Below are 24,417 nucleotides of genomic sequence, written 5' to 3'. Positions count from 1 at the left end.
GTATTGAGGAACCAGCAAAACATCGTCGAAAGTGTAAGCCTTTTCAAACATCAAAACACCTCTTTACCTTTTTATGGTTTTTCATTCTTAACGTACGTTAATTTAAGAAAATGATCAACTTCTGCTTTTTCACTTTCCTGAAACATTCGCCAGCACTTATGAACTCGCCATCTGGAGACTCATAAAAACGAGGTTGGGAAACACACGGACGTGTTGAGAAAGCGAAGCACTCATGGACGAGTGTCTGAGCGTGCCTCGTTTTTTGAATCGCAAGATGGATAAAAGAGTGAATTCGTGCTGGCTGGGTTTCGATTAATTATGCTTTTCTCTGCCTTTCTCTCTTCTTTTTTTTGAAGTTTTGACAAAACTTCAAAAATTCTTTTTCAATGACCGCCTTTCCATCATTCCCACTCTATCGTAGCAGGGGGTTTATCCGATACATCATAGACCACCCTTCCCACACTTGGCACTTTATCTGTAATGGTTGAGGATATCCTTCTCAAAAGGGCGTTAGGCATTTCATGCCACGAAGCGGTCATTCCTTCAAAGCTATCAACCGCTCTCAATGCGACAACGTAACCGTATGCCCTTTGATCGCCTTTTACCCCCACGCTTCTTATTGGCAAAAGTACTGAAAAGGCTTGCCATATCTTGTCATATTCCCCACTCTCTTTTAATATGGAGGTGTATATTTCATCCACCTTCTTTAAAATTTCCGCTCGTTCAGGATCAACTTCTCCTATAATACGTATTGCAAGACCTGGCCCGGGAAATGGATGCCTGTTCAAAATTCTTTCGGGAATTTGAAGTACTTTTTCAAGCTCTCTCACTTCATCTTTGAAGAGTTCTCTAAGAGGTTCAACAAGCTTTAAGTTCATATCTTCCGGAAGTCCTCCAACGTTATGGTGGCTTTTTATCTTGGATGAAGTGTCAGAAGCAGCGGCAGATTCGATAACATCCGAATATATGGTTCCCTGGAGGAGAAAGTCCGCATCTATCTTTTTGGCCTCTTCTTCAAAAACTCTTATGAACGTTTCCCCTATTATCTTTCTCTTTTTTTCCGGGTCGGTAACGCCTTTTAGCTCTTCGAAGAATCTTTTTGAAGCATCCACAACTTTTACCTCTATTCCAAGCTGTAAAAGTATGTTGGGAACTTCCTCATCTTCTTTCCGGAGCAAACCATGATTGACAAAAACGCATTTCAAATTTTTGCCAACGGCTTTTGCCGTTAAAACGGTGGCAACGGTTGAATCAACTCCACCGGAAACTGCCGCTATGACCTTTGAGTTTCCGACTTTCTCTCTTATCTCTTTGATCTTCGAAAGAGCATAATCTTCCATCTTTCATGTTGGCTTCGCTTTACAAAGCTCCAAGACGAAATTTTTGATCATTTTCATTCCATCTACGGTTTGAGAAACTTCTGGATGGAATTGCAATCCGTATATCTTTCCATCCTTTGAACGTATCCCTGCGATCACTCCCATTTCGCTTTCAGCTATTTTGACGAAATTTGGCGGAAGCTTCTCAACGGAATCACCATGACTCATCCAGGTGTTGGGAGATTTCACGTTTAAAAATAGAGGATCGCTCGAAAAATTCACGCGTGTTAAACCGTATTCAAAGGTTTCACCTTTTCTCACTTCACCTCCCAGTTCATGGACTAACAGCTGCATGCCGTAACATATTCCAAGCATCGGGAGTGAAGAACCCTTTATGTTTTTGGGAAGCCCAAGCGCATTTGGAGAGTAAACACTTAGTGGTCCGCCTGATAAGATAATTCCTTTTGTGTTCTCATTTAAAGTGGGATTTTTGGGTGATTCCACCCTTGAATAAACGCCAATCTCCCTTATTCTTCGGGCAAGAAGGCGTGTGTACTGCGAACCGTAATCGACTATGAGTATTTCATCCATAATTCATCACAATACATCGAAGTATTTTTTGACTTCCCAATCGGTAACGCTAGAGGAAAATTCTTCCCATTCTTTCGTTTTCATCCTCAAAAACGTTTTAAAGGCGCTTTGACCTATCGTTTCAACGACGAGCTTATCTTTTTTCGCTTCATTTAAAGCCTCTTGCAACGATGAAGGTAGGGCCTTTATCCTGTTAACTTTCTTTTGAGAAGAGGTCATGTTGAATATGTTTTTGTTTATAGGTCTTGGGGGCATTAATTCGTTTTTTATTCCATCCAAACCAGCTGCCAAAATCAGTGCAAATGCAAGATAAGAATTGCAAGATGGATCCGGACTTCTGTATTCAAGCCTTGTTGAATTCTTTCGCGCTTGAGGGATTCTTATCAATGCGCTTCTATTTCCAACAGCCCAGGCAACGTTGACTGGTGCTTCATAACCGGGGACCAGCCTTTTGTAAGAGTTAACCGTGGGATTTGTGAAAGCGGTTATTGAACGCGCATGTTTAAGCAATCCTGCCACGAAATGCAGGAAAGTTTTGCTGAGTTGATATTCACCGTTGGGATCGTAAAAAGCGTTTTTGCCATCTTTGAAAAGGCTTACATGAACGTGCATACCCGAACCATTTATCCCTTCCATAGGCTTTGGCATAAATGTAGCGTGAATTCCGTGTTTTATGGCCATGGTTTTCACGACAAGTTTGAAAGTCTGCACCCTGTCTGCCGTCGTCATGATATCGGCATATCGAAAATCTATTTCATGTTGTGATGGTGCCACTTCATGGTGAGCCGCTTCGACTTTGAATCCCATATCTTCCAACGCCTGAACCATTTCCCTTCTTGCCAGTTCACTCTTACTCAGTGGCAACATGTCGAAATAACTACCGGCATCCAACAAGGAATTCTTTTGAGGAAAGGAGTTCTCATTTTCAAACAAGAAGAATTCAGGTTCCGGCCCAGCGTAGGCTTCAAACCCCATCTTTTGCGCTTCTCTTATAACTTTTCTGAGTATATATCTCGGCGATTCTTCGAAGTCGCTGCCATCGGAGTTCATCACATCACATATCATCCTGGCGGATTCAAAATTTTCCCACGGAATAAGCGTGAAAGTTTCCAAATCAGGTTTCAAATACATGTCTGACTCTTCTATTCTGGCAAATCCCTCTATGGAGGAACCATCGAACATGATGTCATTTTTCAGAACCCTTTCCATTTCCGAAACTGGCACGCTTACCTGCTTCAAAGTTCCATTCAAATCCGTGAATTGAAGTCTTATGATCCTCAAATTCTTTTCCTTTACCACTTTCAAAATTTCCTCTTTTTTCATTTGATCACCCCCAAAATTCTCACAGCCATTCTTGCCGCATTTATCATGCCGGACTTGCCTATTCCCATAGTTGCAACAGGGATTCCCTTGGGCATCTGTATCATCGAAAGGAGAGCATCTATTCCATTTAGCGGGCCAACATCCCTTGGAACTCCTATGACAGGAATATCAACTTGTGAAGCCACTATACCCGGTAACGCCGCAGAAAGACCAGCTACCGCTATTATAACCCTCACGTCCTGTGGCATGTTTTTCAAGTAAGTAAGCAAACCTTGAAGGTTTCTGTGGGCGGAATAAACGTTCAGCTCGTACTCCACTTTTGCTTCCTTTAAAACTTCTATTCCACTTTCAACGAATTCTCTGTCACTTTCCGAGCCCATAACTATGGAAACTCTCATTCAAAACACATCCTTTCTGTAAACCTTAGAAGGGAAATCCAGACGTTTTGCAAATTCAAGTGTTCTCTCGTGGGCATCCTCGCCTACGGCGGCAACGCTTAAAACCCTTCCACCATCAGAAAAATACTTTCCATTTTTCTTCTTTATGGCTCCTCCGAAAACGATCACACCCAATTTCTCTGCCAATTCATGAAAATTCCCTATCTCCACATCTTTTTTTGGAGCAAAAGGGTACCCCTCTGACGCAATTATCAAAACGTTGGAAGGGGCTCCCCATCTTAGTTTGACTTTTTCCAATCTTTCGTCAAAAACATCTGTGAAAAGTTCCTGAAGATCATTCTGAAGTCTTACCATCAAAGCCTGAGCTTCTGGATCGCCAAAACGAACGTTGTACTCCAAAACTTTGGCCCCCTTTTTTGTGAAAATCATTCCAACGTACAGCACACCATGATAGCGAATATCTTCCCTTTTTAAGGCATTTTCTATATTTTTCAACAAATTGAAAACAGAGTTTTCCATATCACCATCCATTTTAACAGGGGAGTAAGCACCCATACCGCCTGTGTTTGGCCTTTTTTCGCCTTCCAAGAGCTTTTTGTGATCACGGGCAAATTCCAAGGGTAACAGCGTGTTTCCATCGTAAAGGCATATCGCTGAAAGCTCTTCAGCTTTTAAATACTCCTCAAATAGAATTCTTTTTGATGCCTGGCCGAATTTCCCATTTAGCATTTCTTCGGCTTTTTCAACCGCTTCTTCGGCATCGTTAACTATCACCACTCCTTTTCCGCTTGCCAGTCCATCGGCTTTTAAAACGTAAGGGGGTTCAAAAGTTTTAACGGCTTTTTTTGCCTCTTCCATCGTTTCAACGTTCAAGGCATCGGCACAAGGGATTGCATTTCTTCTGTTGAAGTCTCTTAAACGCTCCCTGGAAACTTCCACGATAAAACGGGTCGGGTACTCTTCAAACGGATGAAGATCACTTCGTATCTTCGCTCCCTTTTTCCCATTTATCACCATTTCTGCCAGAGCAACCAGCAAGCCACCTTCTGACACATCGTGAACCGCTTCGCACATTTTTTCTGAATCGCCTCGTATACGGTATACAAAACGTTTTTGCACTCATTCCAATTTACCCTTGGAAAAGATCTATTTCTCATTTCATCTCTTTTTTGAGGGTAGAGTGAGCCAGCGTTTTTGAGAACTTTTCTATGTCCAACAAGGTAAACGTGATCCCCATCTTTTACAAAACCACTTGCCGGTATCTTCTTCCAATCTTCAACAACGCCAACAACCGGTGAAGTTGGGTTGGAAAGTAAACTCAAAAGCTCCTTCTTCACGTTTTTTTCGGACCATATTGAAATTTCGTTGCAAAGCGGATATTCCCTTTTCACTTCACGAGATAAGTCCGGAGCCTTTGTTACCAATTCAAATAGATTTCATCTTTTCAATCTCCTCTTCGCTTGCGAGATGCAACGCTTTTACGGCGTCGTCACAAATTAAAGGATCTGAAAGTTCGTCCTTTTTCAAGAAAAACTCAACAATAGGTCCTATCTTTTTACCTTTTTTTACACCATACCTTTTTCAAAACGAACCAGCGGTGTAATTTCTAACCACAACCTCCAGAGGTATGATCTCAAGTTTTTTTGCCAAAAATGCCGTATCCGAAATTTTACGCAGGTAGTGCGCGGGTATTCCTTTTGAAGAAAGCAGATTGAAGAAGATTTCGTTGATGGAATTGAGAAGCTTTCCTTTTCCTTTCATGACGTCATGTTTTTCCCCATTTCCAGCCGTTATGTCATCTCTAAACTCCACGATAACAGTATCGTCACCATCGCGGTAAAGGGATTTCACCTTTCCACTGCGAAGCAATTCCATAAGCCCACCTCCAAAAAAGAAAAAATCACTCTACAAGAGTGATTTACACACACCAATCACCCTTGTAGTCAGGCAATTTACGGTTGCCTGGTAGAAACTCCCGAGCCGTATTCCCGGGATTATACAAGGAAGAGATCATGTTCAATTTTACATGTGAATTTTAACATTTAAAATGTTTCAACAAAGTGTATGGCATATTAAGTGTGATCAAATCACAAATGAGCTCCTCATGCGAGTGGTGGCTATCATTCTACAAGCGCAAAAAATCTTTTGAAGCTTCACCAAGAACCAATTTGCTCTTTTAAGCATCACAAGAATTCGCATGTTCTAACGTACTTTGAGGATGAGATTTACTTTTTTACTTTGCAACATTGACGCACAATGCAATCGAAGAGTCAAATGAGTCTGCAAAATGGCCAAAATGGAAAGTAAGCGTGTTATAATTTTCAACAAATGAAAAAAATGGGGGAATTTTGATGAAAGACATCCGAGACATGCTGATGGAATCGATAAAAGAAAGGATAAAAAAGCTTGAAAGCCTTGAAGATGTGGAAAAGGCACGTGTTTCAATTCTCGGGAAAAAAGGCTTCTTGAAGGAACAATTCAAAAAGATGAAAGACATCCCTCCAGAAGAGAGAGCTGAATTCGGTAAGGCACTCAATCTGGTAAAAGAAGAAGTTGAAAGAATTCTATCTTCAAAAATAGAGGAATTTAAAGCTGCACAAAAGAAAAATGAGGCGTTAGAAAAAAGTGTGGATCTTACTATTCCAGGCGCAAAACGTTCCATAGGGCGTTTGCACCTAATAACTCAGATGATTCAAGAATGTGTGGAAGTTTTCGAAAGAATGGGATTCGAAGTCGTTGAAGGCCCTGAAATAGAAAACACCTACTACAATTTTGAGGCGCTTAACACGCCACAATGGCATCCTGCAAGAGATCTACACGACACCTTTTACATAGACGATAAGAAATTACTCCGAACTCATACTTCACCGGTTCAAATAAGAACTATGGAATTGAGAAAGCCTCCTTTAAGAGTTATCTCTCCGGGAAGAGTCTACAGAAAAGATTACGACGCTTCTCATCTTCCAGCTTTCTTTCAAATTGAAGGGTTGGCAATAGATAAAAACATATCGATAGCAGACCTAAAGGGAACTCTGGAAAACGTTATAAAATCCGTTCTGGGTGAAGACAAAAAGGTGAGATTTAGACCACATTACTTTCCATTTACGGAACCAAGCGTGGAAGTTGACGTTTCATTCCCCGAAGGGAAAAGTGGATGGCTTGAATTGTTAGGAGCTGGGATGGTTCATCCAAACGTGTTGAGGAATGTCGGTTTGGATCCAAATGAATGGCAAGGGTTTGCCTTTGGAATGGGAATCGAAAGACTTGCCATGCTTAAATACGGTGTTGACGATATAAGGGAGTTCCCAAGAAATTCTCTGAACTTCCTAAAACTCTTCTAAGGAGTGATAAGACTTGAAACTCAACGTGCAATGGTTGAAAGATTACATAGATGCCAGCGATGATGTTGAAAAGCTCGCCGACGAGTTAACGATGTCTGGAAGCGAAGTTGAAGAGATAGAAAAACCCTTTGAAAAACTTCAAGGTGTGGTATGGGCAAGGGTTGTAAACGTAAAAAAGCATCCAAATGCCGACAAATTGAACGTGTGCGTGTTAAACACGGGAGAAAAAGAATACATCACGGTCACATCCGATCTGAACGTAAAGGAAGGGGACGTAGTCCCATTTGGACCAGCGGGAAAGGCTTCTACAGCGGATGGAAAAAAGATCGAAGCAAACGAATTAAGAGGTGTAAAAACGGAAGGAATGATGTTTTCGCTTGAAGAGTTAGGGCTCGAATCCCATTCAGAGGGTGTTTTCCGCTTTAAAGAAAGGGTAAAAATTGGTGAAGACGTCAAAGAAACCCTTGGCCTGGATCAAACCACCTTCGAGCTTGAAATAACTCCAAACAGGCCCGATTGTCTGTCTCACGTTGGTTTGGCGAGGGAAGTTTCTGCCGTTGAGAAAAAGCCGTTTAAAATACCATCTCCAGGCGTAAATCTTACGAATAAAGAGAAAGTGGATGTTGAAATTGAAAGCGAAGGTTGCTGGAGATATATGGCAGTGAGGATAGACAGCGTGAAGGTTCAATCATCGCCGCTCTGGCTGAAAAGGAGATTGGCTTCCGTTGGACTACGCTCCATTAACAACATCGCCGATATCACGAATTACGTGATGATGGAGCTTGGGCATCCAGTCCACGCTTTCGATTACGACAAAATATCCACCGGTAAATTAGTAATAAGAGACGCGAAAAAAGGCGAAAAGCTCCTTGCTCTCAATTCAAAGGAATACGAATTTGAAGGTGGAGAAATATTGATAACCGATGGTAAGAAGCCGCTCGCCATTGCCGGAATCATAGGTGGAAAGGAAAGTGGTGTCTCTTTAGAAACCACGCGCTTACTGCTGGAAATAGCGACTTTTGATCCCGTAAAGGTGAGAAAGGCTTCAAAAGAGTTGAACATATCAACAGACGCATCTTTCAGATTTGAAAGGGGCGTAGACGCAAACGATACCGAATTGGTGGCAAAAAGACTAATTGAGCTGATAACCGGCCTCGCAAGAGGATACGTGGTGGGGTTCGTAGATCTTTACCCTCATGAGATGAAAGAAAGATCAGTTTACCTTCAAAAAAGAAAGTTAGACTCTTACGTGGCGTATATCACAAAGAAAGAAGAAGTTGAAGATTGCTTCGCCAGGTTGGGCTTTAAAACGGAAAAAGAAGGGGATGGCTGGAACGTTACAGTTCCAACTTTTAGAAGAGATATAGTCCAAGATGTGGACTTGATAGAGGAATTCGCGAGAATACACGGTCTGGAAAATTTACCACAGACCCGCTCTCTCCCTTTTATCTTTTCAAGGAAAAACGAATGGTGGAACTTCAAAATGAAGGCAAAAATGGCGGCAGTCGCTTTGGGTTACTATGAAGCCATAACTTATCCCTTTGTCGATCCGAAAATAGTTGAGAAATTCTACGATGCTGAAACTTTGAAAAGCCCAAAGCTCATAAACGCGCTTTCACCGGAAATGTCGTTGATGCGACCAGATCTTGTAATAGGCCTGTTGGAAGATTCCGCCTACAACTTAAAACATCAGCAAAAAGCCGTAAGGCTCTTCGAAGTTGGAAGAATTTTCGAAGAAGAAAAAGAAAGGGAAATGATAGCGTTCATTTCCGCTGGAAGGCTAAACGAAGAAGATTACACCGATAAGAGAAATTCAGAGATTTTGAATGTAAAAGGAGATGTTGAAGCTTTTCTCAATTCATTGCACGCAAAAGTTGATTTCTCTCAAAAGAACATAAAAGGTTTTGAAAGTGGCAGAAGCGCTGAAATCATCTTAAATGGAAAGATTATCGGAAAAATAGGGGAAATATCAAAAGAAGTGCTTGAATCTTTAGACGTGAAAGTTCCAATTCATTATGCCGATGTGGATCTGAAAGCCATTTACGATGAAAGGGAAAGCGTAAGATACAAAAGGTATTCTCAATATCCTTCGTCATTCAAAGATCTCTCCATGTTCGTGGAAAAGGGAAAAATAAAAGCGGAAGAAATACTTAAAATCGCCAAAAATTCCTCTCCGTATGTAAGCGATGTAAAAGTCTCCGATCTTTACAGGGGCAAGCACATACCAAAAAGTGTATACAGCATCACGATAACTATAACGTACAATTCAATGGAAAAAACCCTTTCCGAAGAGGAAATCAACGAAGCTTTTAAAGCTTTAATTGAGACCCTCGATTCGCTTGAAGGTGTAACCGTAAGGAAGGTGCAATGATCATGAAAAAGGAATTGCTTTTGAGATTTCAATTTGCAAAGGGATTGGCTTACGAACTCGGAAATACAATTCGAAAAAACGTGGAAGATTTGAAATGGACAAAGACGAAAAGCGGTTTTTACGATATAGTTACCAACGTTGATTTGGAAGTTGAAAAAAAATTGAAGGAAAAAGTTTCGGCCGCCTTTCAAAACGATGTCATCTTCGGAGAAGAAACGGGAATAGAGGAGAGACAGAAGCCTGACAATTACATGTGGATAGTTGATCCAATAGACGGCACGACGAATTTTTCAAAGAAAATTCCACACTCTTGTGTTTCCATAGCCGTTACTTACAAAGAGAAGCCCGTTATCGGCGTTGTATACGATCCGTTCATGAACGAACTTTTTGAGGCTGTAAAGGGCGAAGGGGCATTTTTAAACGGCAGACACATACACGTAAGCGATGTAGCCGATCTGGAAAGCGCTGTTGTTAACACGGGTTACCAATACAGTGCCGTTCACATGAGGGAAAAAGTTCTTAGAGATTATGAGGCTTTTTTTGGAAAGGTAAGGGCTTTGAGAATATTTGGGAGCGCCGTTCTCGATTTTTGTTACGTCGCAAGCGGCAGAATAGATGGTTTCTGGGAATACGAGCTTAAACCGTGGGATATGGCTGCCGGTTCCCTGATCGTGCAAGAAGCTGGAGGAGTGGTGGTAGATCTACTTTCCGATGAATTCACCATCTACTCAAAAAGCGTTCTGGCAACTTCACCAAAAATGCTTTCAAAAATGGTAAAAATTTTAAAAGAGGCGTGATTTGAAAAAATTCAAATTCAGCCTTCAAAAGTTGCTCGACATAAAAAACTCATCACTCGAGCTGTTAAAGCTTGAAATGTCAAAGCTAAACGATACAATTGAAAGTGTTAAAGAGGAAATTGAAAATTTGGCAAAAGAAATTTCCACAGCTCAGAATAAGATGGATGAAGGAATCGAAGGCGTAGAACGCATACTTGAATGGATGCGTTATATACAGTCCCTGTATCACTTAAGAAAAGAAAAAATCAGCGAATTGGTAAACCTGGAAAAACAGCTAGATGAACTACGAGAACGTTACAAAAAACTTTATCAAGAAAGGAAAGCGCTGGAAAGGTTGAAGGAATTGCAAAGGAGTTCTCATGATCTTGAAGTTCAAAGGGAAGAGCAAAAGATCATGGACGATATAGCTTTAGAGAGAAGTATGCGAAAGAAAAAAAGATGAACTTTTAGAAGGAGGGAGCACAAAAATGTACGCCATAATAGCACATGGTGGTGCGGGAAAAGTAAGGGAAAAAGATCCAAAAGAAGTGGAAAACGGCATGAAAAAAGCCGTTGAAGCCGGATTAGAAATACTAAAAAACGGTGGAAGGGCGCTTGACGCGGTTGAAGCCACGGTGAACGTTTTAGAAGACGATCCGCTTTTCAACGCTGGAACAGGATCCGTTTTAACCTTCGATGGAGAAGTGGAAATGGACGCAGCAATAGCTTACGGACCAAATCTTGACTTCGGAGCGGTCGCGGGCGTGAAGAACATACGACATCCTATAAGCCTGGCGAAAAAGGTTATGGAAAAAACCGATCACGTGCTTTTGGCTGGAAACGGTGCCAACGATTTTGCGAAACTCATGGGATTTGAATACCACGATCCAATCACCCAAAAACGCAAAGAACAATGGGAAAAGTACAAAAAGCAGTTCATAAATGGTGACTACAAAGACTGGCCAAAATTGAGAAAGCTCTTTCAAGAACATCCAGAATTCCTCCACGGAACGGTTGGTGCAGTCGCAGTCGATTCACATGGCGAATGCGCGGCGGCAACATCCACGGGAGGAGTTTTCTTGAAACTCTTGGGAAGAGTTGGAGATACACCCATTCCAGGTGCTGGAACGTATGCCACCCCATTTGGCGCCGCTTCGTCAACTGGTTTGGGTGAAGGCATGATGAGAGTTCTTATAACAAAGGTCGCTGCGGACTTTCTCGGGATGGGCTTGGATGCCCCACACGCTGCCGAAGCAGTTTTGAATTATCTTAACAACACCGTAGGAACGGAAGCGGGAATAATAATAGTCGATAGGCATGGAGAAGTTGGAATGGCCCATAACACACCGGATATGCCGCACGCTTATTTCAAAGAAGGAATGGATGAAATAAAAGTTTCGTTGAGATAAAAATTAAAATCGGGCCCCACGGCCCGATTGTTTTATCCACCAAGCGACATGAAAACTCTTATTTTTCTATGTCAACCACATAATCAATGGAGCCAAACGTCGTGTACCTGTTGGTGATCTCTATGTCCGTCTTTCCCGCTTTTAAAGCTATCAAACATCTGTGAAGAAAATCGAATTTGAGGTACTTGCTGTCCCAATAAAGGTACTCCACGGCATCGTTGAAATTCTGCCTATCAAGATATATTCTGTTCCCAACTTTTATCTTCAAGACGGTATTACTTTCAAAGGGCACGCCGTTAAGTGACCATAAAGCTTGTCCTCCCCCAAATGTTCCATAGGATGGGACTGGAATGGCTGAAAAATCGCCGTTATCGAGAAATTTATACGCTATTACCACATCGCCCCTTTTCAAATCTCCAAGGTTTGGCCTTAAAATGTAAGGTTTTTTCGTGAACTTCTTTCCATTCCATTTGAACAAAGTTCCCTGACTTCCAGAACTTATGAGAACCCCTCCCTCATGGAAATAAATCTGCCCATTCGGCCACACATCGTTATCTTCGGTACCCTCTTGCATATCTGAAAGCAAAACTCCTAACTTATCTTTTAACTGTCCTACCATGAAGTAATACAGATAGTTCCCACTTCCCTCATGACAGTACACGATCACCTGCTGGCTCCCATTTTCCATTGCTTTGCCAACTTTTAAACCTTCAAAATACATGAAATCTTTTCCTTTTGTAAAGGCAACTTTCCATTTACCGTTGACAAATCTTAAAACGTGAAAAGAAACGTACGGATCTCCTTGTTCGTCTTCAAAAGTTACAATTGCAATGTCTGGAATATCACTTTTCCTGAAAAACACCTTTTTTACACACATCGAAGACCAATTTGAAGTCGGAGAAGGGGAAAACTTCTGAATTTCTTTCAACAACTCTTGAGAATTTGGCAAATTTGAAATTGAAAGCCTAATGCTTAAACTTTTTGTACTTGAGGCTAACGCTATCCCTCCAAACGTCAAAAAAGAAAGGATGAGCGAAAAGATGAAAACACATTCAAAGATTTTATTCTTCATCATTTCCTCTGTACGTCACAAAAGAGTTTTCCGTTTCCCATACCCTTACTTCGTAAAGCTTATGGTTCTCTCCATTCAAAACGCCAAAGATCTGATTCCATATCCAGATAGCTATATTTTCGGCAGTTGGCTGTTCGATAAGATCGTTTATGTAAGAATGATCGAGCTTTGAAATCACTCGTTCGCTCACGATTCTCTTCAACTCCACGAAATCGTAAATCATACCATCTTCATTTTGTTTTCCCCTCAAAGTAACACGGAGCCTGTAAGTGTGCCCATGAAGCCGTTCGCACTTTCCATGGTACCTTATCAAATTGTGAGCCGCGTCGAATTTGAATTCCTTAGATATAAAGAAAGCCATCGCTATCTCCTTTCAAAGTAAAACATGATCCTTCCTCCGATTATGACAAGCATGACACCTACAAAGGCGAAGATCGCGTTCACTAACAGGAACTCACTCATGTACATTGGGCTTATTCCCAAAGCGTAGCGCAAGCCTTGCGTGAAATACGTCACCGGCATCGCGTGGGCAATGACACGCATGTAATTTGGCATTATTGAAAAAGGATAAAAAACGTTCGAAAAAAGCATCATAACGGTAAGAAGTATAGTTGAGAAATTCAAAGTTGTCCACATATCTCTGAATACCACCGAAAAGATCGTCCCTAAACCTATAGACATTATGGCCGCTGTGGAAGTTATTAACAGCAAAAGTAGCCAATTTATAGAATAAATTGTGGAAAAAATGGCTTCCGCAGCTAAAATAGTTAGAACAGAAGAAACAACGGAAGACCAAAATCTGTGGATGGCTATTGAAAAGGCAAAGGTGTTTCCACTTAGAGGTGTTACTTTTAACCGCTTTAAAGTGTTATTGGAACGATAATTTGAAAACGCCGTCGCCGTTGAAAGTACACACGCAGTCAAAATGGCAATGGCCATGGCTCCCGGCACGATGAACGATATAACCGTCAGATTCACTCCTCTGTTTATCTTAACGGGTTGTGCTTCAACGTAGGTTGGGATTCCTGAAATTCTCTTTCTCACCGCTTGAGAAACGAATTTCTGCAATATTCTCAAATAATTGTTGTATTGACCGAAAGCCTGATTGTAAAAAAAGGTCATTGAGGTGGAATTGAGAGATATCCCCATTTGCATCTTTGCAGAGGAAACCAATTTTTTTATCGTTTCTTCATCTTTCACGAAAACAGCGTTAAATCCAGCGTTTCTTGCCTCTTGTTCCAATGCCTTCTCAAATGGCTGTAGATTCTTTGAAAGGTGAAATGCCAGTCTGACAGACACATTTTGCGTTCCTCCAGATATTCCGGCTATGACAAAACCAAGTATGAGCATGAATGCGAGTGGAGAAACGAACATCATTAAAGTGGCCTTTCCATCTCTTATAAACATGTAGAAGCTCTTTAATAGCAATGTATTCCCACTTTTCATTCTTTCACCTTCATATTCTCTTCCACATTTTACGCGTTGAAAGGAAAATCAAAGAAGCCATCCCCCATAAAGCCGGAACGAAAACGTTCAACCACATCGGCGTTGTTGACAATCCAACGTTGAGGAATTGTCTCATCGCATTTGTCGCGTACCAGAGTGGATTGGACCAAACAAAAATGTTAACGTACCACGGTAAATTGAAAAGTGGAAAGTATATGCCAGCCAGAAATTCAAGAGGTAAATTCACGACGCTCGTCAACGCGCTAACGGCGGTAGGGCTTGAAAACAAAAATCCTATGTCAAATCCTATGAGAATGTAAATCATGCACGTGAAAAGATAGTAAAGTATGGCCAACGGTGAAAAAATATGGACCGCGGAATTGAACACCAAAACCGCCAATATTGCCAGCAAAAAGTATTGAATTATCATCAAGAACAGCTTGGAAAAGGTAAAGCCCGTGAAAAAAGATTTTGGACTTACCGGAGTTGAAGCGTACTTTTTCATCACCATGTTACGTTTCATGAAGGCAAGTTTAGGGCCAACAAGAAGTAGTCCCGTTGTGAAAGCCCCAATTATTATAATTCCCGGTGTTACAAAGTCGGTGTAGGTTGGTGCTTTCATCATCTCACCGATCGTTTCACTTCGCACGGTGAATTCCTTTAAGTGATAGTTGAACTTGGACATCATGTAAGAATTCACCTCATCCATAACACCATCAATTGCTCCTTGCGCAAGGCTGGACGAAGCTTCATTCGGAAGGTAGTAAACCTTTATGTGAGCCGCCGCAAACGGCAAGCCCAATTTCGCGAAGAGAACCGATCGCATCACGAGTTTGTTGAAATCTCTTGGAATTTCTATAATGGCATCGGCTTTTGAGTACAAAACATCGTTGAACGCATCTTTCAAATTTCCTTTCATTACCTTTACTATGGTAAAAAAACCGTTTTTGTTGGGATGCGAAAGTGAACGAAACGCGCCTATCAATGAATTTGCGTAATCTATTCCTTGAACGCTTTGCGCTTCATCCACTATTATTATCCTGAAATTCAGAGATCCCTTCACGCCAAGGTTGGAAAACGTCAAAACGAGAATGAACAGCAAAATAGACGGAAAAAGCATCGCCCAGAATATGGATTTTCTATTTCTCATATCACTCAAAAAATGTATCTTGAAAAATTGCCAAGCGCTTTTCAATCTCTCAGCTCCCTACCGGTAAGATTCAAAAAGACATCCTCCAACGTTGGCTCTATCAAGAACACATTCGTTAATGATACGTTGTTAGCTTTAGACCACAAAACTATCTTTTCAAGGGTTTGGGTAAGATCCGTAGTTACTATTCTGCAATGATCGTCAAGCTTCTGAATTTTACCTTCAAGTTTTCTTTCCAATTCTTCTACCTTTTCTGTTGGAGGAGTTGGCGTGCAAGAAAAATCTATTTTACTTTCGCCACCATACTTGATTATGAGATGCTCCGGACTATCCGTTTCTACAACTTTTCCGTGATCTATTATCGTTATTCGATCGCATAGCCTTTGGGCTTCCTCCATGTAATGCGTCGTTAAGAAAACGGTTTTTCCATTTGATTTCAGTTTTTCCACAAGTGACCATATCGACTCACGGGATTGCGGATCTAACCCTGTTGTTGGCTCGTCCATGAAAATGAGATCCGGATCGTTTATCAAGGCCACGGCTATCGCCAAACGTTGTCTCTGACCACCCGATAGGTTTTCAGGATAAGCGTTCACTTTCTCCTGCAGTTCAACCATTTCTAAAGCCTTTTCTATGGAAATCGACTTTTTGAAAAAAGAAGCGAAAAGCTCCAGAATTTCTTTGACTTTTAAGTGATCAAGAAAACTCGTCTGTTGAAGTACCACCCCAACTCTTTCTTTTATTTCGGGAATGACATCACCCTTTATTTCCTCGCCGAACATCTTTATCGTGCCAGAAGTGGGCTTTCTAAGGCCTTCAAGTATTTCAAGCGTTGTCGTCTTTCCGGCACCGTTAGGACCCAAAAAACCAAACACCTCTCCTTTAAAAACATCTATATCAATGCCCTTTACAGCTTCAAATTTTCCGTATTTTTTCCTTAAATCTCTAACCTCTATTACCTTTTCCATACATTCTCACACTTTTTCCACTTTTACCGCCGCAACTTTGTAAGTGGGAATTTTGGCAATTGGATCGATAACATTCAGGGTCAACTCGTTGGCCGCTGCTTCGCTGTAGTGAAATGGAACGAAAACCATGCCCTCCAGAGATCTCTTTGTGATCTTAGCTTTGCCAACTATGCTCCCTCTTCTTGAAGTAATCCTTATCCTATCTCCATTTTCAATTCCAAGCCTTTCAGCGTCAGATGGATTTATTTCAATCTCAATTTCAGGGTTTATCTTGTTTATACCTTCTACCCTTCTCGTCATGGTGCCAGTGTGATATTGGTAAAGAATTCTTCCGGTTGAAAGGTAGAAAGGATATTCTTCATCAGGCAATTCCGGTGGCTCAGCGAATTCCACGGCAATGAATTTTCCTTTTCCATTTGGTCGCGTAAATTTTTCAACGTGCAAGATCGGGGTACCCGGATCCTCTTTTGTTCTACACGGCCACTGAAGACCTTTGTGCTCTATCCTATCGTAGGTTATTCCGGCGTATATTGGAGTTACCTTGGTAAGCTCTTCCATTATTTCAAAAGGATGGGAATAATCGGCTTTATAACCAAACCTGTTGAAGAGTTCTTTCAATATTATCCAGTCTGGTTTGGAATTTCCAATGGGTTTAACTGCCTGCCGTACCCTTTGCACCCTTCTTTCCGTGTTCGTCACGGTACCATCCTTTTCATATTGACTCGAAGCGGGTAGAATAACATCGGCAAATTTGGTAGTATCATTTGGAAAAATATCGATACTTACCATGAAATCAAGCTTTTTCAAAGCCTCTTCAAGATGCAAAGCATCAGGATCGCTCATTCTCGGGTTTTCTCCCATCACAAAAAGCGCTTTTATCTTGCCATCTAAAATAGCATCCGCCATTTCAGTGATCGCAAAGCCAACATTTGATGGAAGTTTCTCAACGTGCCACGCCTCTTCAAATTTCTTTCTCGCCATGCTATCAGTTACGCTTTGATAACCTGGATAAAGGTTTGGAAGCGTGCCCATATCGCCGGCCCCTTGAACATTCCCCTGGCCTCTCAAAGGATTCACGCCCGTGCCAGGCCTTCCCAAATTGCCAGTTGCCATTGCCAAGTTGGCAAGTGAAATAACGTTATGTGTTCCACTCACGTGCTGTGTTATTCCCATTGCGTACACTATGGCGGCATTTTGAGCGCTACCGTATATTTTGGCCGCTTTGATTATGTCCTCTTTATCAACTTTTGTCACGCGTGAAACGTATTCTGGAGTGTACTTTTCAACTGTGGCTTTAACCTTTTCAAAATCTTCTGTGCGAGATCTTATGAATTCTTCATCTATCAAATTTTCCTGAATTATAACGTTTAAAATCCCGTTAAAAAGCGCAACATCCGTGCCTGGTAAATGTCTAAGCCAGATTGTAGCGTAGTCCACCAATTCTATTTTTCTTGGATCAGCCACTATCAACTTTGTGCCATTTCTCACTGCTTTTTTTATTCTTGAACCGTAAACTGGGTGATTTTCCGTTGTGTTAGAACCGGTTAAAAGTATGACATCGGCATCCAAGATATCCAACAAATTGTTAGTCATTGCTCCGCTGCCAAGCGTGGCAGCCAGACCAGCAACTGTTGAAGCGTGACACAGCCTTGCGCAGTGATCCACGTTATTTGTACCTATCACGGCCCTGGCAAATTTCTGTAAAAGATAATTTTCCTCATTTGTACAGCGCGCGGACGATAGAAACATAATGGAGTCTGGACCGTATTTTTCTTTTATTTCCTTTAATCTTGTAACAGTGTACTCCATAGCTTCATCCCAGCTGACTTCTATGAACTTTCCATCTTTTTTCATCAGCGGTTCTTTCAATCTATCGGGATGATTGACAAATTCGTAACCAAATTTGCCTTTAACACACGTGGCTATGCCATCGTTAACTTCAGGATTCTCTCCTGAAGGCATAACGCGCACGATCTCGTTTTTCTTTCTATCTACGTGAAGCTCTAACTGGCAACCCACACCACAGTACGCACACGTGGTTTTAACCTTTTCTGTTTCCCAGCGCCTTGCCTTTCCTATGGATGGTTTTTCAACAATGGCGCCTACAGGGCATATGCTCGCACACTGCCCACAATTCACACAGTCGGTTTCCGCAAGAGGCAAATCGTAGGGTGTTGCGGGCAGCTCTTTTGATCCCCTATTTGCCATGGAATAGATTGACATTCCTTGAACTTCATTACAAACTCTTACACACAGCTGGCACTGAATACATTTGTTCAAATCCCTTATTATGAACGGGCTTGAATCGTCAATTTTCAAATTCCTATTTCCGAATCCAAAATAAGGTTTCTGGCTTGGAAAGTACTTGTAACTCAAATCCTGAAGCGCACAATTCCCATTCATATCGCAAGTCATACAATCATTTGGATGTTCTGAGAGTATAAGCGAAAGATTCATCTTTCTCGATTTTTCCACACGGTCGGTATGTGTTTTGATTTTAAGCCCTTCCTTTATCTTCGTAGTGCACGAAGTTTGAAGGTTTCTCGCTCCTTCCACCTCAACAACACACATTCTGCACGCTCCTATGCTTTCAACAGCCGGGTGATAGCATAGATGTGGAATATCAAATCCTTGATCTAACAAAAACTTTAAAAGATTCTCCCCTTCCGGAGCTTGCCATTCTTTCCCATCAATTTCTATTGTTACCATTTTAGCCATTCTTCATTCCTCCAAATCATCTAGTGTGCTCTTCCAACTATTAATTATACTACTCTTTTAGTTTGGATTTAAAGGATTTTTATCAAATCACAAAACTCATAAAACGCCATATGGTAAAATAAAAATTGAAAACCAATTGAGGGGACTGTTCATGGCGGAAAAAGATATCATCATGAAATACCTTTCACACATCTCTCTAAACCAAATAACAGATTTTCTTGGAATACGTCCAAACGGTGTCCAATACCTATCAGAAGAGATAAAAGACATTCGCATGGCAGATCTTCACGCGGACTTTGTATTGGAAACAGACACGCCTGAAATCATTCACGTTGAATTCCAACAGAGCATGACAAACGATACACTTTACAGATTTTTGACTTACAACGTGCTTTTAATGAGACAATTTCATATGCCGGTAGCCACATACATTATTTATCTCGGAAAGGCTAAAATAGGTGAACAGAAAATTGAAAGTGAGTGCGTTATATTCAAGCCAAAAACGATAAAAGTTTATGAAATGGATGCCGAAAAAGTTATTGAAAAGGTAAAGGACGGCAATGGCAATTACATAGAAATGGCGTTAATGCCTTTGATGAAGAACACAAACGAAGAAAAAATAGTCGAACTGGTGGATGAAGAAGCGAAGATGAAAATCAGCAGGGATTTGAAAGACGACATAATAACGGCAACGTTGGTAATGGCAAGAACCGTTTATGATGAAGAAATGATAAATCTTCTGAAAAGGAGGATGAAAAAAATGTTCGATGTGGATATTTTTGAAAAAGAAAGAAAAGAAGCGATTGAACAGGGGCTCCAGCAAGGACTTCAACAAGGGAAATTGGAAGCTTTAAGAAATAACGCTTCAAAACTGCTGCTAGCGAAATTTAAGGAAAAATACACAAAAGATATGAAAGAAAAAGTCAAAAAAGCCGATACGGAAACTCTTGAATACATCATAGATCACATTTTTGATATAACTTTAAACGAAGTGAAAAAGCTGTTACAATAACAAATTGCGATCTTTTGCGTAGATATAAACTTCATTTCTGCACGACTGCATTTTACTCTAAAACCAAATGGAAAATTGATAAAACTGTCTTCAACTATCTAAAAAAGAGAATCAGTCCTTTGGCTTCAAAAAATTGTCTTTCTACAGCCTTATCATGAACACGCCTGAGTACAAGAACATCTGCAAGGGTTTCTTGCAGATGTTCTTTAAGCAAAACACATTAAATCCCAAAATAAAGTTCGTATTCCATTGGATGCGGCACTTGTGAAATGCTCTTTGCCTCTCTCCTTTTACGTTCTATCCACATCAAAAGGAAGTCTTCGTCGAATGCTGGAAGAAGGAAATCGTGATCTTTTTCCAGTTCATCCAGCGCTTCATTCAAAGAAGATGGAAGATCTTTAACATCAGCCGGAATTTCGTCTCCTTCGAATGGTCCAAATCCCTCTTTGGTTGGATCGAGTTTTTTCTTTATCCCATCAATGCCAGCCAGAAGCATTGCTGCCATTGTGAAATGAGAATTGGAAGTCGCGTCTGGAGTTCTGAATTCGATCCTTCTCACGTCTTTGGAGGCAACGTAAGCGGGTATTCTAATCGCCGCATTTCTGTTCCCCAAAGCAAAAATAGGCTTTGTTGGAGCCTCAAATCCCGGAACAAGCCTGCGATAAGAATTGGTGGACGGATTGGTGATCGCCAAGAGTGCGGGCGCGTGTTTTAAAATACCGGCAATGTACGAAAGCGCTACATCTGACAACGAATAAAGTCCCGCCGGATCGTCAAAAATATTCCTCTTACCGTTAACAAGCATTTGGTGCACGTGCATGCCATTTCCCGCGTACCCTTCCATTGGTTTCGGAAGGAACGAAGCGACAAAACCATTGTCATTTGCAACGTTTCTCACAACGTATTTAAGAATCGGTATCCAATCAGCCGCCAATTTGACATCAGAAAGGTTAAACTCGATTTCGTACTGCGACGCTCCGACTTCATGGTGATGATACTTCACGTTCATTCCCAAATCTGTAAGAATGGAAACCATATCATTTCTTACATCGTACTTTGAATCAAATGGAGGCGTTCTATGATAGCCTTTGTCCGCTCCGATCATTGGCTCCTGAGCCAAAGGCCAGCTGATCTCTTCACTTTCAACATTGAACGACACGCTTCTCGGAGAAATTTCATGGGTTACCGAATCAAAAAGGTTGAACTCCATTTCTGGAGCCACGATCATATTAGTGGCTATGCCTATTTCTTGAACGTATTCCAAAGCCTTATTCAAAACATTCCTTGGGTACCAACTAAATGGTTTTGACCTATCTGGAAGCCACACATCGCAAATGAAAGAAACCGTTTCTCCGTCGGCAAATGGCTCATCAAACATGGTGTTAACATCAGGTATGGCAACCATATCGCTGAACGACGTGTGGGCGTAACCGAAATTTGAAGCGTCAAAACCCACACCCTTCTTAAAAGTGTCTTCAGTCACTTTTGTCGTTGGCAAACTAACGTGTCTTAAAGTTCCATTCACATCGTAAATCTTCATATCAACGTATTCGTACTCTTTGACTTTTTTCAAAACCTCTTGCAAATTCAATTCGCTTCCTCCTCCTTTGCTACACATATACCTTTTCCACTTTGTTTTGCTTCGTACATCGCTTTGTCCGCAAACCTTATGCTTTCTTCAATGGACGCTCTTAAGCTGGTTATGCCCGCGGAAAAGCTTATCGAGTTGTTCAAAGCATATTCTCTCAAACGTTCTATAACCTTTTTCGCCTGTTCAACACTCACATCCCTTAAAACGAGTAAGAACTCGTCCCCACCATACCTTAAAACAGTGTCTTGCGCTCTCAAAACGCCGTTGGCCAATGATGTGAACTTTTTCAATAACCTATCACCGGCTTCGTGGCCGAGGGTATCATTTACGTACTTGAATTTGTCCAAGTCCACCATTACCAAAACGCCATCTTGATTTTCAAGCTCTTTTATCACTCTTCTATTTTTTACACCAGTTAGCTCGTCATTGTACGCCAGCTCTTTCAAACGCTCTTTCAGTTGAAAATCTTCCAAGAGCAACTCCATCTGCCTTTTAAATTGTTTTAAAAGCGGAACGATGATTTTAGAAAATTCTCTCTTTGTGAATTTGTTATCCAAAATGAAAAGATTTTTATCTCCGTACTTCGTAGAAATTGGTATCAAGACCACATCACTTTCAACCATCAACGCTTCTTTTACGTTGATAGGAATTCCACCCTCTGAAACAACTTTTAACTCATCTACGTCTAAAAACTTTCCTTCATTTGAAAAAATATGAAATTTTATCGAAGAAACGTACTTTTGCAATCTGAATTGAGGGATCTCACCAGGAATTTGGCTTGCGAAATCTTCAAGCGAATATTCTTCGTAATTTTGCGAACACGTGAGAAATAGCTCCCTTTCATCAAATGGACCCATCGCCCTTTTTCCAACAAGGTAATTTCCATTTTTCTCAAATAAAAGCGCCCTATCAAACGCGAAGCCGTATCTCGCCGTCAACGCTTTCATCAGCAAATACAGCATCCTGTTGATATCTTCACTTTGCAAAGCGTCCGTTACAAGGTATGAAATGTTTTCAAGAATTGAAAAACCTTCCACCGCGTCCAAAATGCTTTTGAAAATTCCAAAAGCGCTTACCACCTTAAAGGCGAGTTTCACCTCATCAAAGGCGTCCACGTATGGCACTTTCAAAACACGCTTTTCATCCTTGAATAATTCAACGTACTGTCTTTCTTTGACGTTTGTGAATTCAATTGTCGGCATTTCACGATAAATCCTGTAATATATCTTCGCGAAGTCCAGAAAAGAAAAAGGGATTTCTGAAAAATTTTTCGAAAAAACTCCCTTCATTTTCAAATATCCCAAGCTTTCCGCTATGTAAATGTAGTGGGGAAAGATGCGCCGCCTTCTTATTTCTTTTTCAAGCTTAGCCCTTAACTCATCAATTTCCATACTTTGGAATCACACAGATGAATTCCAACACCTCGTCGCCATCGTTCGCGAATTGGTGCTTTTCGTTCGGCGGAACGAAAACGTAATCTCCAGCCTCAAAAGGCTTCTTTTCATTCTCAAGGCGAAGGAAACCTTTTCCCTTTAAAATGTAGACTTCGTGTTCCCAATCATGGGTGTGAAATGGTGAAAATCCACCAGGTTTAACCGTAAAATGTCTCATTATGAAATTCGGCGCGCCGTTGTCTGGACCTATTAACACACGTTTTTCCACACCCTTCGCGATCTTTCCATCATCGTATATCTCCGGCATAACTTCTTCATGCCTTCCAACTATCGCCATTATTCTTCCACCTCCCAACAATTTTTGCAACGTGGTTCGTACCTTACCTGCACATCCGCACCTTCAACCTTGAAAATTGGATCGTTTTTTGAAGCCGGTACCCACTTTCCGTCTTTTAAAATGAGCCTTTGCGTTCTCGTGGCATCCGCGCCACACACAACGCATACCGCCTTCAACAGGGCTATTTCATCGGCTATGGCGGCTATCTTCATAACGTTGCCAAATGGCTCACCTCGGAAATCCAGGTTTAAGCCAGCAACTATCACATCCGTTCCACGATTCACGAACTCTTTGACGACATCCACAATCGCATCGTCGAAAAATTGCGCTTCATCGAAGGCAACGTAATCCAGAAAATCGTCCACATGTTTTAAAGCCTCAGATGAATTGTCGATAACTTCCGCTTTCAGAGACGTTCCCGCGCGCGAAATGACCTTTTCTTCACGTGTTCTTGTATCGGATGAAATCTTAAAGATTATGCCCTCCTGGCGGGCGATGTTTCTACGCACAATTCTTCTTATCAATTCTTCAGTCTTTCCGGAATACATTGGGCCCATAACAACTTCAACTTTGCCTTTTCTTTTGACGTCTCTCAACTTCATCCCTCTTTCCAAAATATCGTTAAGCCAAAAAGTATTATATCAAAAAAGCTTTTCTTTCAAGGTCCTTTTTTCAATATGAAATATCGTATAACTTGAGTTGTACGTGAATAAATCGAAATGCAAAACGAAGATGCGCAATATAAGCAAGCAAAACTTCCCACACCGTGAAAAAGGTGCGCAAATAAAAATCCCCACCTCGTGAGAGGTGGGGATCAAACTTAAAAAAACTCTCAATTAATTTACGGTAATGTGAATAAGAATGTGCCATTGTTTGAGGCAGAATGTTCTCCCCAAACGGTCGAACTTGACACAATGCTTGTTCCAACAGTTACCTTGTATGTTCCATTTGGCAAATCTTTAGAATAAATCAGACCATTAGTTGATTGTTTGTAAAATTCGGTAATGCTGGCAGTATCAGTTCCGAATTTGACATTGCTTGCAACGTAAGTTATACCAAAGGAAGTGTTGTAAAGAGTAATCTCGCTTGTTGAGAACGAACTAAGTGTTGTAAGTGTGCTGCTGAATGTTATTATAACTGGAGATCCAGCCTCGCTTGTTGACCTTGTAGCTGATGCAATTTTAAAGAAATCAACATTAAT

Annotated in this window: 21 protein-coding genes, 2 pseudogenes and 1 riboswitch; of the genes and pseudogenes, 6 read left to right on the top strand and 17 right to left on the bottom strand. The window is 41.1% G+C overall.

The genetic code is table 11. The annotated features are described in order from the left end of the window. Positions 1-401: 401 nt before the first annotated feature. The 6 genes and pseudogenes from guaA to ACXJIN_RS07230 all read right to left on the bottom strand — a co-directional run bounded on the left by guaA (position 402) and on the right by ACXJIN_RS07230 (position 5,506). Positions 402-1,910: pseudogene (guaA, locus tag ACXJIN_RS07255) on the bottom strand (glutamine-hydrolyzing GMP synthase). A 6-nt stretch (positions 1,911-1,916) separates the two neighbouring features. After that, a complete protein-coding gene (gene glnA / locus ACXJIN_RS07250; RefSeq protein ID WP_456400862.1) occupies positions 1,917-3,233 on the bottom strand; it encodes a type I glutamate--ammonia ligase in 1,317 nt (438 codons plus the stop codon). Beyond that, positions 3,230-3,631 carry an AIR carboxylase family protein gene (locus tag ACXJIN_RS07245; protein ID WP_456400861.1) on the bottom strand — a complete coding sequence of 134 codons (402 nt, stop codon included), beginning with the start codon at positions 3,629-3,631 and terminating at the stop codon, positions 3,230-3,232. The genes glnA (ACXJIN_RS07250) and ACXJIN_RS07245 overlap by 4 nt, the downstream gene beginning before the upstream one ends. Further along, entirely contained in the window at positions 3,632-4,684 is a 1,053-nt protein-coding gene (locus tag ACXJIN_RS07240) for a phosphoribosylamine--glycine ligase (RefSeq protein WP_456400860.1), read from the bottom strand. It lies immediately after the preceding gene. Beyond that, the gene (locus ACXJIN_RS07235) at positions 4,642-5,022 is read right to left on the bottom strand and encodes a hypothetical protein (protein WP_456400859.1); all 381 of its coding nucleotides are present in this window, start codon (positions 5,020-5,022) and stop codon (positions 4,642-4,644) included. The genes ACXJIN_RS07240 and ACXJIN_RS07235 overlap by 43 nt, the downstream gene beginning before the upstream one ends. Positions 5,023-5,056: 34 nt before the next feature. After that, a pseudogene (locus ACXJIN_RS07230) lies at positions 5,057-5,506 on the bottom strand (phosphoribosylaminoimidazolesuccinocarboxamide synthase). Positions 5,507-5,551: 45 nt separating this feature from the next. Continuing rightward, a riboswitch (purine riboswitch) is annotated at positions 5,552-5,653 on the bottom strand. A gap of 329 nt (positions 5,654-5,982) precedes the next feature. Between ACXJIN_RS07230 and pheS the strand changes: the two are divergent. From pheS to ACXJIN_RS07205, 5 genes are read left to right on the top strand one after another with little or no spacing between them, the layout of a single operon-like run. After that, a complete protein-coding gene (gene pheS / locus ACXJIN_RS07225) occupies positions 5,983-6,972 on the top strand; it encodes a phenylalanine--tRNA ligase subunit alpha (RefSeq protein WP_456400858.1) in 990 nt (329 codons plus the stop codon). Between the two features lie 13 nt (positions 6,973-6,985). Beyond that, a complete protein-coding gene (gene pheT, locus ACXJIN_RS07220) occupies positions 6,986-9,343 on the top strand; it encodes a phenylalanine--tRNA ligase subunit beta (protein ID WP_456400857.1) in 2,358 nt (785 codons plus the stop codon). Between the two features lie 2 nt (positions 9,344-9,345). Then, positions 9,346-10,140, top strand: a complete 795-nt coding sequence (locus ACXJIN_RS07215; RefSeq protein WP_456400856.1) for an inositol monophosphatase family protein — start codon at positions 9,346-9,348, stop codon at positions 10,138-10,140. A 1-nt stretch (position 10,141) separates the two neighbouring features. Further along, entirely contained in the window at positions 10,142-10,582 is a 441-nt protein-coding gene (gene fliJ, locus ACXJIN_RS07210) for a flagellar export protein FliJ (RefSeq protein ID WP_456400855.1), read from the top strand. A 25-nt stretch (positions 10,583-10,607) separates the two neighbouring features. Then, entirely contained in the window at positions 10,608-11,528 is a 921-nt protein-coding gene (locus ACXJIN_RS07205; protein WP_456400854.1) for an isoaspartyl peptidase/L-asparaginase family protein, read from the top strand. Positions 11,529-11,586: 58 nt separating this feature from the next. Here the strand turns inward: ACXJIN_RS07205 and ACXJIN_RS07200 are convergent, their stop codons facing one another. The 6 genes from ACXJIN_RS07200 to fdhF are packed head-to-tail and all read right to left on the bottom strand — an operon-like array spanning position 11,587 to position 18,873. Next, positions 11,587-12,600 carry a hypothetical protein gene (locus tag ACXJIN_RS07200; protein WP_456400853.1) on the bottom strand — a complete coding sequence of 338 codons (1,014 nt, stop codon included), beginning with the start codon at positions 12,598-12,600 and terminating at the stop codon, positions 11,587-11,589. Then, the gene (queD, locus tag ACXJIN_RS07195) at positions 12,590-12,961 is read right to left on the bottom strand and encodes a 6-carboxytetrahydropterin synthase QueD (protein WP_456400852.1); all 372 of its coding nucleotides are present in this window, start codon (positions 12,959-12,961) and stop codon (positions 12,590-12,592) included. The genes ACXJIN_RS07200 and queD overlap by 11 nt, the downstream gene beginning before the upstream one ends. 2 nt (positions 12,962-12,963) lie before the next feature. Next, a complete protein-coding gene (locus tag ACXJIN_RS07190) occupies positions 12,964-14,046 on the bottom strand; it encodes an ABC transporter permease (RefSeq protein ID WP_456400851.1) in 1,083 nt (360 codons plus the stop codon). 10 nt (positions 14,047-14,056) lie between these two features. After that, complete coding sequence (locus ACXJIN_RS07185) at positions 14,057-15,241, bottom strand: ABC transporter permease (RefSeq protein ID WP_456400850.1); 1,185 nt, start codon at positions 15,239-15,241, stop codon at positions 14,057-14,059. Then, positions 15,238-16,164: an ABC transporter ATP-binding protein gene (locus tag ACXJIN_RS07180; RefSeq protein ID WP_456400849.1), complete on the bottom strand. Its 927-nt coding sequence runs from the start codon at positions 16,162-16,164 to the stop codon at positions 15,238-15,240. Before ACXJIN_RS07180 ends, ACXJIN_RS07185 begins: the two co-directional genes overlap by 4 nt. Positions 16,165-16,170: 6 nt before the next feature. Next, positions 16,171-18,873: a formate dehydrogenase subunit alpha gene (fdhF, locus tag ACXJIN_RS07175; RefSeq protein ID WP_456400863.1), complete on the bottom strand. Its 2,703-nt coding sequence runs from the start codon at positions 18,871-18,873 to the stop codon at positions 16,171-16,173. Positions 18,874-19,033: 160 nt separating this feature from the next. Here fdhF and ACXJIN_RS07170 point away from each other — a divergent pair, with 160 nt between their 5' ends. Then, positions 19,034-19,894, top strand: coding sequence for an RpnC/YadD family protein (locus ACXJIN_RS07170; RefSeq protein WP_456400848.1), 861 nt, complete (start codon positions 19,034-19,036; stop codon positions 19,892-19,894). 220 nt (positions 19,895-20,114) lie between these two features. Here ACXJIN_RS07170 and glnA (ACXJIN_RS07165) read toward each other — a convergent pair whose 3' ends face one another. The 5 genes from glnA (ACXJIN_RS07165) to ACXJIN_RS07145 all read right to left on the bottom strand — a co-directional run. Continuing rightward, positions 20,115-21,485, bottom strand: a complete 1,371-nt coding sequence (glnA, locus tag ACXJIN_RS07165; protein WP_456400847.1) for a type I glutamate--ammonia ligase — start codon at positions 21,483-21,485, stop codon at positions 20,115-20,117. Beyond that, positions 21,482-22,876 carry a GGDEF domain-containing protein gene (locus ACXJIN_RS07160; protein ID WP_456400845.1) on the bottom strand — a complete coding sequence of 465 codons (1,395 nt, stop codon included), beginning with the start codon at positions 22,874-22,876 and terminating at the stop codon, positions 21,482-21,484. Before ACXJIN_RS07160 ends, glnA (ACXJIN_RS07165) begins: the two co-directional genes overlap by 4 nt. Further along, positions 22,866-23,216: a cupin domain-containing protein gene (locus tag ACXJIN_RS07155; protein ID WP_456400844.1), complete on the bottom strand. Its 351-nt coding sequence runs from the start codon at positions 23,214-23,216 to the stop codon at positions 22,866-22,868. The genes ACXJIN_RS07160 and ACXJIN_RS07155 overlap by 11 nt, the downstream gene beginning before the upstream one ends. Next, positions 23,216-23,812 (bottom strand): thymidine kinase, encoded by a 597-nt coding sequence (locus ACXJIN_RS07150; protein WP_456400843.1) that lies wholly within the window; start codon positions 23,810-23,812, stop codon positions 23,216-23,218. Before ACXJIN_RS07150 ends, ACXJIN_RS07155 begins: the two co-directional genes overlap by 1 nt. A 245-nt stretch (positions 23,813-24,057) precedes the next feature. After that, a partial coding sequence (locus tag ACXJIN_RS07145; protein WP_456400842.1) for a hypothetical protein occupies positions 24,058-24,417 on the bottom strand: 360 nt, incomplete at its 5' end.

This window comes from Mesoaciditoga sp., assembly GCF_054006115.1.
This window is presented reverse-complemented; position numbering and strand designations above follow the sequence as displayed.

Coding starts and splice junctions, on each gene's coding strand:
- ACXJIN_RS07200 (WP_456400853.1), bottom strand. CDS start 12,600: ATGAAGAATAAAATCTTTGAATGTGTTTTCATCTTTTCGCTCATCCTT.
- ACXJIN_RS07155 (WP_456400844.1), bottom strand. CDS start 23,216: ATGGCGATAGTTGGAAGGCATGAAGAAGTTATGCCGGAGATATACGAT.
- fdhF (WP_456400863.1), bottom strand. CDS start 18,873: ATGGTAACAATAGAAATTGATGGGAAAGAATGGCAAGCTCCGGAAGGG.
- ACXJIN_RS07160 (WP_456400845.1), bottom strand. CDS start 22,876: ATGGAAATTGATGAGTTAAGGGCTAAGCTTGAAAAAGAAATAAGAAGG.
- ACXJIN_RS07205 (WP_456400854.1), top strand. CDS start 10,608: ATGTACGCCATAATAGCACATGGTGGTGCGGGAAAAGTAAGGGAAAAA.
- ACXJIN_RS07170 (WP_456400848.1), top strand. CDS start 19,034: ATGGCGGAAAAAGATATCATCATGAAATACCTTTCACACATCTCTCTA.
- glnA (WP_456400862.1), bottom strand. CDS start 3,233: ATGAAAAAAGAGGAAATTTTGAAAGTGGTAAAGGAAAAGAATTTGAGG.
- ACXJIN_RS07245 (WP_456400861.1), bottom strand. CDS start 3,631: ATGAGAGTTTCCATAGTTATGGGCTCGGAAAGTGACAGAGAATTCGTT.
- ACXJIN_RS07180 (WP_456400849.1), bottom strand. CDS start 16,164: ATGGAAAAGGTAATAGAGGTTAGAGATTTAAGGAAAAAATACGGAAAA.
- queD (WP_456400852.1), bottom strand. CDS start 12,961: ATGGCTTTCTTTATATCTAAGGAATTCAAATTCGACGCGGCTCACAAT.
- ACXJIN_RS07190 (WP_456400851.1), bottom strand. CDS start 14,046: ATGAAAAGTGGGAATACATTGCTATTAAAGAGCTTCTACATGTTTATA.
- ACXJIN_RS07215 (WP_456400856.1), top strand. CDS start 9,346: ATGAAAAAGGAATTGCTTTTGAGATTTCAATTTGCAAAGGGATTGGCT.
- pheS (WP_456400858.1), top strand. CDS start 5,983: ATGAAAGACATCCGAGACATGCTGATGGAATCGATAAAAGAAAGGATA.